This is a genomic window from Streptomyces sp. ME02-8801-2C, from assembly GCF_033793965.1.
Taxonomy (GTDB): Bacteria; Actinomycetota; Actinomycetes; order Streptomycetales; family Streptomycetaceae; genus Streptomyces.
Genome location: NZ_JARAXP010000029.1, coordinates 1 through 11,340, shown reverse-complemented (window position 1 = coordinate 11,340; position 11,340 = coordinate 1). Strand labels below are relative to the sequence as shown.

At 69.5% G+C, this 11,340-nt stretch carries 11 protein-coding genes and 1 pseudogene; 10 read left to right on the top strand and 2 right to left on the bottom strand.

Annotation, left to right across the window (positions count from 1 at the left end):
- Window positions 1-41 precede the first annotated feature (41 nt).
- Genes PV396_RS42450 through PV396_RS42415 form a run of 8 tightly spaced genes read left to right on the top strand, consistent with a single transcriptional unit; the run spans window position 42 to window position 7,438 of the window.
- Window positions 42-1,394, top strand: coding sequence for an SRPBCC family protein (locus PV396_RS42450; RefSeq protein ID WP_319213719.1), 1,353 nt, complete (start codon window positions 42-44; stop codon window positions 1,392-1,394).
- Window positions 1,391-1,744 (top strand): non-heme iron oxygenase ferredoxin subunit, encoded by a 354-nt coding sequence (locus PV396_RS42445; protein WP_319213718.1) that lies wholly within the window; start codon window positions 1,391-1,393, stop codon window positions 1,742-1,744. The genes PV396_RS42450 and PV396_RS42445 overlap by 4 nt, the downstream gene beginning before the upstream one ends.
- Window positions 1,741-2,967 carry an NAD(P)/FAD-dependent oxidoreductase gene (locus PV396_RS42440; RefSeq protein ID WP_319213717.1) on the top strand — a complete coding sequence of 409 codons (1,227 nt, stop codon included), beginning with the start codon at window positions 1,741-1,743 and terminating at the stop codon, window positions 2,965-2,967. The genes PV396_RS42445 and PV396_RS42440 overlap by 4 nt, the downstream gene beginning before the upstream one ends.
- A gap of 60 nt (window positions 2,968-3,027) precedes the next feature.
- Entirely contained in the window at window positions 3,028-3,618 is a 591-nt protein-coding gene (locus tag PV396_RS42435) for a 3-phenylpropionate/cinnamic acid dioxygenase subunit beta (RefSeq protein WP_319213716.1), read from the top strand.
- A 32-nt stretch (window positions 3,619-3,650) separates the two neighbouring features.
- Window positions 3,651-4,514, top strand: coding sequence for an alpha/beta fold hydrolase (locus tag PV396_RS42430; RefSeq protein ID WP_319213715.1), 864 nt, complete (start codon window positions 3,651-3,653; stop codon window positions 4,512-4,514).
- On the top strand, window positions 4,511-5,341 hold the full coding sequence (gene hcaB / locus PV396_RS42425; RefSeq protein WP_319213714.1) for a 3-(cis-5,6-dihydroxycyclohexa-1,3-dien-1-yl)propanoate dehydrogenase: 831 nt from the start codon (window positions 4,511-4,513) through the stop codon (window positions 5,339-5,341). The genes PV396_RS42430 and hcaB overlap by 4 nt, the downstream gene beginning before the upstream one ends.
- A 26-nt stretch (window positions 5,342-5,367) precedes the next feature.
- Window positions 5,368-6,972 carry an AMP-binding protein gene (locus PV396_RS42420; RefSeq protein WP_319213749.1) on the top strand — a complete coding sequence of 535 codons (1,605 nt, stop codon included), beginning with the start codon at window positions 5,368-5,370 and terminating at the stop codon, window positions 6,970-6,972.
- A 1-nt stretch (window position 6,973) separates the two neighbouring features.
- On the top strand, window positions 6,974-7,438 hold the full coding sequence (locus PV396_RS42415) for a hypothetical protein (RefSeq protein ID WP_319213713.1): 465 nt from the start codon (window positions 6,974-6,976) through the stop codon (window positions 7,436-7,438).
- Between the two features lie 261 nt (window positions 7,439-7,699).
- Here the strand turns inward: PV396_RS42415 and istB are convergent, their stop codons facing one another.
- Both istB and PV396_RS42405 read right to left on the bottom strand, forming a co-directional pair.
- Window positions 7,700-8,458, bottom strand: coding sequence for an IS21-like element helper ATPase IstB (gene istB, locus PV396_RS42410; protein WP_319213712.1), 759 nt, complete (start codon window positions 8,456-8,458; stop codon window positions 7,700-7,702).
- Window positions 8,455-9,452 (bottom strand): annotated as a pseudogene (locus tag PV396_RS42405) (Mu transposase domain-containing protein); the annotation flags it as partial. The pseudogene PV396_RS42405 and the gene istB, both read right to left, overlap by 4 nt.
- A 102-nt stretch (window positions 9,453-9,554) precedes the next feature.
- On the opposite strand from PV396_RS42405, the gene PV396_RS42400 reads away from it, so the two are divergent.
- On the top strand, window positions 9,555-10,289 hold the full coding sequence (locus tag PV396_RS42400) for an ASCH domain-containing protein (RefSeq protein WP_319213711.1): 735 nt from the start codon (window positions 9,555-9,557) through the stop codon (window positions 10,287-10,289).
- Between the two features lie 543 nt (window positions 10,290-10,832).
- Window positions 10,833-11,340, top strand: a 508-nt coding sequence (locus PV396_RS42395) for a DDE-type integrase/transposase/recombinase (RefSeq protein WP_319213748.1), incomplete at its 3' end; no start/stop codon positions are given.

The following is an 11,340-nucleotide window of genomic DNA, read 5'->3' as shown; positions in this document are numbered from 1 at the left end:
ACGCGTGGAAACACCCGCCGCACTGCGGTTGCCTACACGGCATGACCTCCACGACCGACCCCCAGGGCGCGGCGACGGCGACGCCGCGCGGAAACCTGCGGCGCCCGGCAGACCTGGCGCGCACCACCGACGTCTCCGGGCTCGTCGACAATGAGGGCGGGCTGCTGGACCGGGTGATCTTCACGGACGAACAGCTGTACCGGCAGGAGCTGCGCCGTGTGTTCGCGCCGAGCTGGCTGTTCCTCGCGCACACCGACCAGTTCCACAAGCCGGGTGACTTCTTCACCACGTACATGGGCGAGGACCCGGTCATCGTCACCCTCGACCGGGACCGCCGGATCCGTGCCTACCTCAACTCCTGCCGACACCGTGGCGCCCGCGTCTGCCGCGCCGACTTCGGCACCACCCGTAACTTCACCTGTACGTACCACGGCTGGTCGTACAACCTGGACGGCTCGCTGGTCAGCGTGCCCAACAAGGTCGGCTACCCGGACTCCTTCGACGAGGAGCAGTGGAGCCTGGTCGAGGTCCCGCACGTGGAGAGCTACCACGGGCTGGTCTTCGGCACCTGGAACCCCGATCCGCTGCCGCTGCGCGAGTCGCTGGGTGACATGGCCTGGTACATGGACGCGATGCTGGACCACGACGACGAGGGCACCGTCGTGGTGGGCGGGGTCCACAAGTGGGTGCTGGAGGGCAACTGGAAGCTGGCGGCCGAGCAGTTCGCCACCGACTGGTACCACGTCAACATGAGCCACGCCTCGGCGCTCATGCTGCTCTCGCCCCCGGGCAGGAAGCCCAAGGAAGAGGTCGTGCACCGCACCGGCCGCCAGTACTCCGACGCAGGCGGCCACGGGGCAGGCTTCCCCGTGCACCCCAAGAACCGGTTCGACGCCCAGACCGTGCACAAGTGGACGGACTACGACGCCCTGCGCGCCCGCCTGGGCGACGCCCGGGTCGAGGGCCCGCTCACGAACGGCCACGCGACCGTCTTCCCGAACTTCTCCTATCTGCCGGTCAACGGCTCCATCCGGATCTGGCACCCCAAGGGCCCGGACCGCATGGAGGTGTGGGCCTGGACGATCGTCGACAAGTCCATGCCCGAGGAGGTACGGGAGGCCCAGCGCCTGTACAACCTGCGGACCTTCGGGCCCAGCGGCATCTTCGAGCAGGACGACGGCGAGAACTGGAGCGAGGTGCAGGCCGTCTCGCACGGGTTCATCACCAACGGCGTGGCCCTCAACTACCAGATGGGCATGGGCTCCGAACGTGAGGATGGTCGTCACCCCGGCATGACCAGCGAGTTGTACAGCGACGCCGCCGGCCGGGCCTTCTACGGGCGCTGGCGCGAACTGATGAACACCCCCGCCTGGCACGAGGAGCACACGGCATGAGCGACGGCATCGGCAACGGCATCGGCATCCGGGTGGCCGCCCTCGCCGACATCCCCGAGGGCGAGGGCATCGCCGTCGACAGGGCGGTCACCGGTACGGCCGACAACATCGCCCTGCTGCGGGACACCGACGGCAGCGTGTGGGCGCTCGACGACACCTGCACCCACGAGACCGCCTCCCTCGCCGACGGCTGGGTGGAGGACGGACACGTCGAGTGCCCCCTGCACTCCAGCAAGTTCTGCCTGAAGAACGGCGAGGTCCAGGGCCTGCCCGCGACCCGCGACACCTGCCCGCACCGCGTCGAGGTCCGCGACGGCGAGGTCTACCTCTTCCCGGGGCAGACGCCGTGACCGGCCGTATGACCGGCCCTGTCGTGATCGTCGGCGGCGGCATCGCCGGAGTCAGCACGGCCGCCGCCCTGCGCAAGGGCGGCTTCGACGGCGACATCACCCTCGTCGACGCCGGCGAGTTCCCCTACGACCGCCCGCCGCTGTCCAAGGACTTCCTGTCCGGCGCCAAGGACATCAAGCAGATCGCCCTCCAGCCCGCGCACTGGTACGACGACCAGCGCGTCCGGCTGGTCAACGGGACCTCGGTGGTCGCACTGCGGCCCGCCGAAGGCACCGTCGAACTCGTCGGCGGGCGGCGACTTCCCGCCGACCGCGTCGTCCTCGCCACCGGCGGCGCCGCCGCCCGCCCACCGATCCCGGGCATCGACAGCTCCCGGGTCCACGTACTGCGCACAGCCGAGGACGCCGACCGGCTGCGTCTGTCCCTCGCGACCGGCGCCCGGCTGCTCGTCGTGGGCGCCGGACTGATCGGCGCGGAGGTCGCCTCCACCGCCGTACGCCTCGGCTGCGAGGTCACCCTCGTCGACCCGGTCGCCGCGCCCCTGACCGCCGTACTCGGCCCCGAACTGGCCGTCTGGCTCCACGAGTTGCACGCCCGCAACCGCGTCACGACCGCCCAGGCGGCCGTGGAGTCCTTCACGGACCGCCACGGCGGTATCGAGGCCAGGTTCAAGGGCGTACCCGCACCGCGGCTCTACGACGCGGTCGTGCTGGGCGTCGGTATGGTGCCGAACACGGCACTCGCCCAGGACGCGGGGCTTGAGGTGGACCGCGGCATCGTGGTCGACCCGTCCCAGGTCACCTCCAACCCGGCGGTGCTCGCGGTCGGTGACCCGGCACGCACCCGCCAGGACGGTGTCCTGCTGCCGCGCACGGAGCACTGGGAGGCCGCCCAGCACGACGGCGCCCGGGCGGCGGCCACCCTCCTCGGCGCTCCGCCCCCCGAGCCCACCGCACCGTGGTTCTGGACCGACCGCCACGGACACCACGTCGAGTCCGTCGGCCACCTGCACGACGCCACCGAAACCGTCCTCCGCGGCTCCCTCGACGACCCCGCCTTCTCGGTATTCGGCCTGCGCGACGGCTTCCTCGTCGCGGCGGCCGCGGTCGACGACCCGTCCGCCGTACGCGCCGCGCGCCGCATGATCGACCGCCGCGTCCCGGCCGACCCCGCCCGGCTGGCCGACCCCGGCGTGAATCTCCGCGCCCTCCTGCGCGGCTGACGTGCCGCCCAGCGGAACAGCCCGTACCGCTTCGTCTCGGAGAAGGGATCGAATGACACCGTGAGCACGAGCACCGAGCAGACCCACGCACGCGCCGGGACACGCGCGGACCGGGACACGCACTTCGAGGTCGAGCAGTTCTACTACGAGGAGGCCGCCCTCCTCGACGACGGCCGCTACGCCGACTGGCTCGACCTCCTCGCCGACGACCTCGACTACTGGATGCCCACCCGCACCAATCGGCTGCGCCGCCAGCAGGCACTGTCCGTGGCCGCGCGGGGCGAGGCAGCCTTCTACGACGAGACCAAGGAGAGCCTCGCCTGGCGCATCCGCCGTTTCGACTCCGGCATGGCCTGGGCCGAGGACCCGCCGTCGAGGACGCGGCACCTGGTGACCAACGTGATGGTGCGCCACGCCGACCCCGGCGAGCACGACGGGTTCACCGAGGACGACCTGTGGGTCCGCTCGGCGTTCCTGGTCTACCGCAACCGGCTGGAGCGCGAGGAGAACGTCTTCGCCGGCTCCCGCACCGACCTCCTGCGCCGAACGGGCGAGAGCCGTACCGGCGAAGGCCGTCTTCTGGTCGCCCGCCGCACGATCCTGCTCGACCAGAACATCCTACTGGCCAAGAACATCTCGACCTTCTTCTGAGCCCGCCGGCTCTTCATCTGATGGGGACACCCGTGACCGACCTCAACCTCGACGTCAAGCAGCACCGCGTCTCCACCTCGCTGGGTGAGATCGCTGTGGCGGAGACCGGTGAAGGGCCCGTGCTGGTGATGCTGCACGGCGGCGGGCCCGGCGCCTCCGGCGTCAGCAACTACCACCAGAACCTCCCCGCCCTGGCCCGGCACTTCCGTGTCGTCCTCCCCGACCAGCCCGGCTTCGGCAGCAGTTACCGCCCTACGGCCGAGGACCTGGAGGAGCGGTCGATCACCGAGATCACCGTGGACGCCCTCCACCAGGCCCTCGACACCCTCGGCATCGACACCTTCCACCTGCTGGGCAACAGCCTCGGCGGAGCCGCCGCCATCGCGATGGCCCAGCAGTACCCGGAGCGTGTCACGCGCCTGGTGCTGATGGCACCCGGCGGCGGCTGGCTGCCCTTCGGCCCCACGCCCACCGAGGGCCAGAAGGAGATGTTCCGCTACTACAACGGCGGCGGGCCCAGCGAGAAGAAGATGGCCGCGTTCATCCGCACCATGGTCTTCGACCACAAGCAGTTCGGCGAGGACGTCGTCCGCGCCCGCTACGAGGCCTCCCTCGACGACAGCCACATCGCCTTCTACCACCACTACAACGCCGCTTTCGGCAAGCGCGGCGGCATGGACCCGCTGTGGCGGGACCTGCACAGGATCAAGGCTCCCACCCTGCTGCTGTGGGGCCGCGACGACCGTACGATCACCCTCGACGGAGCCCAGCTGATGCTCAAGCAGATCCGGGATGTGCAGCTGCACGTGTTCGGCCGCTGTGGCCACTGGGTGCAGCTGGAGCGGCAGCACGAGTTCGAGACGCTGGTCGCCGGGTTCCTGGGGGAGGGGCCGTGAGCTGGCTCGATGGGTACAGCGCCCTGATCACCGGTGGCGGCTCGGGCATCGGCCGTGCCGTCGCCGAGCGCTTCCTCGCGGAGGGCGCCTCCGTGACCGTCCTCGGCCGGGACACGGACCAACTGGACGATGTCGTGCGCGCGGCCGCCGAACCGTCGCGCGTGCACGCGGTTGTCGGCGACGTGCGGGACTCCGACGCCCTGCACCGAGCCGTCGCCGAGACGGTCGACCGCTTCGGCAAGCTCGACACGCTCGTCACCAACGCGGGCGTATGGGACTACCAGCGGCAGCTCACCCGGCTCGGCGCCCAGGAAATCGACACGGCCTTCGACGAGATCTTCTCCATCAACGTCAAGGGATATCTGCTCGCCGCGGAGGCGGCCTGGCGGGAGCTGGTGAAGACACGCGGAAGCATCGTGATGACGCTGTCCAACGCCTCCTTCCACGTCAACGGCGGCGGCCCCCTCTACACCGCGAGCAAGCACGCCTGCCTCGGCCTGATGCGCGAACTCGCCTACGAACTCGCCCCCAAGGTCCGGGTCAACGGGGTCGCGTGCGGCGGCATGAACACCGACCTGCGCGGCCCGGAGTCCCTGTCCCTCGCGGACCGCTCGATCGGGGCCTCCTTCGCGAAGAAGGGCCCGGCCACGCCGCCGATGCCGATCCCGTTGCACGACTCCAGCACCGATCCGCGCGACTTCACCGGGCCGTACGTCCTGCTCGCCTCCCGCGCGCAGAGCGGCCCCATCACCGGACACGCGATCTCTGCCGACGGCGGCATCGGCGTACGCGGGTTCGCGCACGCCGCCGGCGGCGACCACCTCTGACGCTCAACGAGGAGCCGTACGTGAGCATGCCTGAAGCGACCAGACCGCACCCGTCCAACTCGGGACTGCGCGTCAGCCTCAATCCGGCGGCCGCCGTCGCGCGCAACGCGCGGTACGACGGGGATGCCGTCGTCGTCCGTTACGCGGGCGGCGACCTGACGTACGCCCAACTCGACGAGAAGTCGGCCCGGTTGACCACGGTGCTGGCGGACGGCGGGGTGGGGGACGGCGACCGGGTCGCCTATCTCGGCCTCAACAGCAGTGCCTTCCTGGTGACGATGCTGGCCGCGTTCCGGCTGGGCGCCGTGTTCGTCCCGGTCAACTTCCGGCTGGCGGAGCCGGAACTGCGGGCCGTCCTGAACGGCAGCGCCGCGGTGACCCTCGTCTGCGAGGAGGGACACCGGGACATCGCCGACACCGTGCGGGGCGAGACCGGCCTGCGGCGCTTCCTGCTCGTGGACGACGACCCGGAGGTACCGACGGAGGTACCGACAGAGGGTGCGGACGGCTGGGAGCCGTGGTCGTCGCTGATCGCGGCCGCCCTTCCCGCGTCGTCCGTGGTGGTCAAGCACGCCGACGACCCCGCGGTGCTCATGTTCACCTCCGGCACCACCGGCACGCCCAAGGGTGTCGTCCTGACCCACGGCAACATCTGGTGGAACGCCGTCAACGTCGAACTGCGCCTCGACACGCGCAGAGGCGACGTCACCTACGCTGCCGCTCCGCTCTTCCACGTGGGTGCCCTCAACAGCTTCGTACTGCGCACACTGGTGCGCGGCGGCACCGTGGTCGTGCGCCGCGGATTCGACCCGCAGCAGTGCGCCGACGACCTGGTCACCCATCGCGTCAACTCGGTGTTCGGCGTCGCCCAGATGTTCGCCGCCCTGGAGCGCGTACCCGGACTCTTCGACCAGGACCTGAGCCGGCTGCGTGCGGTGGTGGTGGCGGGCGCTCCGGTGCCGCCCTCGCTCATCCAGCGCTACGCCGAGCACGGCGTGTTGCTCCAGCAGGCCTGGGGCCTGACCGAGACCGCCCCCTTCGCCACCCACCTGCCGGCGGAGCGCACCCTGGAGAAGCTCGGCTCCGCCGGAATCCCCATGCCCTTCACCGACGTCCGTGTGGTCGACGCGGTGACAAACGAACCGGTGAAGTCCGGTGAGGCCGGGGAGATCGTCGTCCGCGGCCCGAACGTCACGGCCGGCTACTGGAACAACCCGGCTGCCGACCGGGCGGCCTTCGACGAGGAGGGATGGTTCCACTCCGGCGACATCGGCACCCTCGACGAAGACGGCTATCTCTACATCGTCGACCGACTCAAAGACATGATCATCAGCGGCGGCGAGAACGTCTACCCGGCCGAGGTCGAACGCGTCCTCGCCTCGATGCCGGGAGTGGTGGACGTCGCCGTCGTCGGTGTTCCCGACGCGGAGTGGGGCGAGACCGTGGCGGCGGTGATCAGCGCGGAGGACCCGTCGGCGATCACCCTGGCCGACGTACGCGCGTACGCGGCCGATCACCTGGCCAAGTACAAGCTTCCGCGCCACCTGAAGATCATCGGCGCCGTCCCGAGGAACGCCTCCGGCAAGCTGGACAAGGGCGTCATCCGGCGGCTCGCCAAGGAGGCGGACTGACGTGCTCACGGTGCCGCCCCTGCCCCCACTCGACCCCCCGTACGGCTGGCGGGTGGTCCTGGCAGCGGGGACTCGCTTCACCGGCCGGTTCCACCTGCACGGACCGGGCACGGACACCGACGTCGAGGTGGAGGTGGAACGGTGCGCGGCCGGACGTCTCCGGGACACCTACCCGGTCAGCGCCCACGACGTGGAGGTGCGTGGCGCCTCGGGCGCGTTGGGTCGGCTTCCGTCCGCCGCGCTCCGCATGCTGGTGGAGGCCGTGTGGACAGCGGATCCACGCTGCCGGCGCGTCGTCCACGCGGTTTCGGACTGCGGCCCGAACTCCCTCGCGGAGGCCGAGGCCGCCGGCTTCCGCCACGTCCTCGACGTGGACCTCGCGGACGAGCAACTCCGTCTGCTGGTGGCCGAGCCGGAGTGGGTCACCGGAGGAGACCGGCGGCTGGACCGCGTACCCCAGACCTGAACGCACACAGAGACCTGCGCACCCCACCACGCACAGGCGGCCGATTTCGTGGGAAACCGCGACGCGCCGCACCAACGCAGTTCCCCACTCCACCGGCGCCCCATCGGCCACGATGGGGACCGCGGCCGGCAAGCGCGCGTCCACTGCGGAGCGCTTGAGGCACAGCCATCCAAACTGATTGCCGAAACGCCGCGTCCGGGTGAAGGACCGCCAGCGACCGCCTCTACTGCCAGGTATCCCGACGACGTCCACCGGTTTTTCCTATTTGGTCTTGTCGGTGGGTTTCCTGGGCCGCTTGTTCGGGCGGCAGCTAGGCCCGTTCATGATCACCTGATGGCTGGTGTTGATGAGCCGGTCCAGGAGGGACTCGGCGACGACGGGGTTGGGGAAGAGGGGATGCCAGTCGCTGGGCGCCCTGTTGCTGGTGGTGATCAGAGACCGTCCCTGCCGCTCGGAGACGAGTTCGTAGAGGTCGTCGGCCTGTGCTACGGACAGCTGGCGCATGGCGAAGTCGTCGAGGATGAGGACGTCGGGGCGCACGAGTTCGCGGACGCGTTTCTCCCATGTGCGGCCCGCGTGGCCGCCGGCGAGGTCGGCGAGGATGCGGCTGGTCTTGGCGAAGCGGACGTGGCCGCCCTGGCGGACGGCGAGGTGGCCGAGGGCCTGGGCGATGTGGGTCTTGCCGACGCCGACGGGACCGAAGAGAATGACCGATTCACCGGCGTGGAGCCAGCGCAGGGCTCCCAGGTCGCGGATCTGGGCGGCGGGCAGTTTCGAGGAGGCGGTGAAGTCGAACTCCTCAAGGGTGACCTGCTGCTCGAACTTAGCCCGCTGCAAGCGCCGTTGGAACGCTACTGTCTCCCGGCGGGTGATCTCGTCCTGACAGAGGACCTGGAGGACGTCGAGGTGGCCGAGCTCGCCTCCGTGGGCCTGGGCGAGGCGAGCGTCGAGGGTCTCCAGCATGCCTGACAGTCGCAGGGCCTTGAGCGACTCCCGCAGGGCGGCGTCCATCACGGTCATCGGGCTTCCACCTCGGCTTCGTCGCGCACCTGGTCGTCGTGGTCGTCATCCGTCGCGTCGGGGGTCGCGACGGTGGCGAAGAGCCGAGCGGGGCCGTGCAGGAAGGCCGCAGCCCCAGCATCACCGCTGGTCTCGGGCTCGGGCTCGGGCTCGGGGTCGGTTTCGGTGCCGGCGATGAGGATGCCCTTGATGGTGCGGTAGGACGGGTCGCCAACCGCGATGGCCCTCGCGCAGGCGGCCTCCAGACGTGTATCGCCGTACTTCTTCCGCAGCCCGAGGACCCCCTGGGCAGCGCGGAGCCTATAGAGGACATTGACCTCCAGCAGTTGGTCGACGACTTCGCGGCAGGCGTCGCCGACCTCGGACGCCTGGCTGCGGCACCAGACCGGCGTCCGCATCTGAAAGGTGATCTTCTCTGGCGGATAGTCGCTCTTGTCGGTGCGTTTTCCCTGGTCAAGGGCTGCGTGGGTCTTAACGAGCTGGCCGTCGTGGAAGACCTGGACCATCGTGGCGGTCGAGCGGACGTCGACGCGGCGGCCGATCAGCTTCCACGGAACCGAGTAGAGGGTGCGGCCGACCTTGATGTGGATGTCCGGCCGACCGTGGCCGTCGACCAGCGGGCCAGCACGAACGGAGTCGGCGGCAGAGGCAGCAGTTCGGTCGCCTCCAACGCGTCGAACACGGTCATCGGGGCGGCCCCGCCCAGCGGCCGGCACTTCCGACGCCCGGCGACCTGCTGGCTCCAGGTCACGGCCTCGGCCTGCATGTGCTCGATCGAGGTGAACTCCCGGCCTCGCCAGAACGAGTCGCGGACATAGGGCATCGGCCGCTCGACCCGCGGCTTGTCCTTCGGCTTCGCCGCCCGGGCCGGATCGACCAACGCTCCGTAGTGCGTTGCGAGTTCGGCATACGCCTTGTTGATCTTCGGGTCGTACAGGTCGGGCTTGTCGACGCCGGTCTTGAGGTTGTCCGGGACGAGCCGGAGTGGGACGCCTTTAATATGCGGGTCTCGATGTCAAGCCAATGACCGCGTGCGAGTGAGGCCCGCGAAAATAATTGGGGTCGAGGAGTGCGGCTGGGCCCTAGGGTCGGCGCCATGGTCTCCATGAAGCTCTTCGACTCTGAGCGCCGTGTTATCGAGGCTGCGGAACGGCTCGCCGCTGCCCTCGGAAGTGACCCGAACCACACCGTAGCTGCTGCGGCGATGGACACGGCCGGCAGAATCCATGAGGCGGTCAACGTCTACCACTTCACCGGCGGACCGTGTGCCGAGCTCGTCGTAATCGGTGTCGTCGCTGCAGCGGGAGCCGGCCCGCTCGCCACGATCGCCGCCGCAGGAGATCAGGGTCGCGGCCTCATCCCGCCGTGCGGCCGCTGCCGCCAAGCGCTTCTCGATCTCCATCCTGACGTCTTCGTCGCCGTACCAACCGACGATGGGCCGCAACTGCGCCCCATTCGCAAGCTTCTGCCGGACACCTACTTCTTCCCTGATGCGGATGCGCGTCGGATGGTCCGGTTCAACAAGCGCTACTACGAGGCCATCGCCACGGGGCGGAAGACGTCCACCGTCCGCTATGACGATCCGATCGCGCCGGGTCCCGCAATCTTCCTCTTCGAGGACGACGACGCCCACCGCACGTTGAGCGGCACCGTCACCGGCGTCGAACGCCACCGCCTCGATCGCCTCACCGCCGCACAGGCTCGACTCGATGACGGCACGAGCATCGACCAGCTCAGGAAAGGGCTCCAGGGCCACTATCCCGGCCTGCCCTCCGAGGCTGAAGTCGAAGTCGTGACGTTTACCGTCGAAGCGCCCGATGTCATGCCGTGAAGCAGCACCACGCGTGCAGGGATCGCAGTGCAGACGTCCCGCGATCCCAGCAGGCTTCCTGGTGACATCGGCGTCACATCACAGCGCGGCTGAATCGGTCCCGTCGAAAGAGGGGGAGGCTCCGCCTACTTCGCAAAGCAGCTCACCGTCGGCAAGACCAAGACGGAGGCCCTGCGGTTGCTGCGGCGTCGCATCTCCGACCGCGTCTACGGAGCATTGCTCGCCGACCAAGCCGACCTGGGCCAACCCCTCAGCCCCCTGCCCTCAACGCCCATGAACGTGGCTGCTTGATATAGGAGCATCGCCGAGCTCGACCGGCCACACACACGCTCGTAGCGTTTATCGACGAGCACAAGGACCGCTTCGGCGGCGTCGAGCCGATCTGCCGGGTCCTCACCGACCACGACTGCAAGATCGCCCCTTCCACCTATTACGCCCACCACAAACGTCAGGCCGCACCCGCGGCCCGCACCGTCCGCGACGCCGAACTGAAGACCCTGATCACAGAGGCAGGCCAACTACCGTGTCTACGGTGCCCGGAAGATCTGTCGGCACCTGAACCGCCAGGATGTCGCGGTGGCCCGCTGCACCGTCGAGCGCCTCATGCGTGAACTCGGCATCAGCGGAGCGGTCCGCGGCAGAAAGGTGATCACCACCATCCCCGACGCGAGCGCGGAACGGGCCCCGGACCTCGTGGACCGCGACTTCGTCGCTCCCGCCCCGAACCGCTGCTGGGGCGCCGACTTCACCCACGTCACCTCGTTCGTCGGCGTCGTCTACGTCGCCTTCGTCGTGGACGCCTTCTCCCGCCGCATCGTCGGCTGGTCAGCGGCCACATCGAAGGAGACACGGCTCGTCCTGGACGCCCTCGAGATGGCCTTGTGGCAGCGCGACCGAGACCAACACCCTTACAGGAAGGGCGAGTTGATGCATCACTCAGATGCCGGCTCGCAGGGCGGATTCAACTGGTCGTTGCAACACCTCGTCCTCGGAGGTGTTGATGGGCAGGCCAGCAGGGTGGATGGCGGCGTTGACGGGGCGTTCGCCGATG

What these genes read in the sequence shown, in the direction of transcription:
- PV396_RS42445 (WP_319213718.1), top strand. Translation starts at nt 1,391, where the DNA reads ATGAGCGACGGCATCGGCAACGGCATCGGCATCCGGGTGGCCGCCCTC.
- PV396_RS42450 (WP_319213719.1), top strand. Translation starts at nt 42, where the DNA reads ATGACCTCCACGACCGACCCCCAGGGCGCGGCGACGGCGACGCCGCGC.
- PV396_RS42400 (WP_319213711.1), top strand. Translation starts at nt 9,555, where the DNA reads ATGGTCTCCATGAAGCTCTTCGACTCTGAGCGCCGTGTTATCGAGGCT.
- istB (WP_319213712.1), bottom strand. Translation starts at nt 8,458, where the DNA reads ATGACCGTGATGGACGCCGCCCTGCGGGAGTCGCTCAAGGCCCTGCGA.
- PV396_RS42420 (WP_319213749.1), top strand. Translation starts at nt 5,368, where the DNA reads ATGCCTGAAGCGACCAGACCGCACCCGTCCAACTCGGGACTGCGCGTC.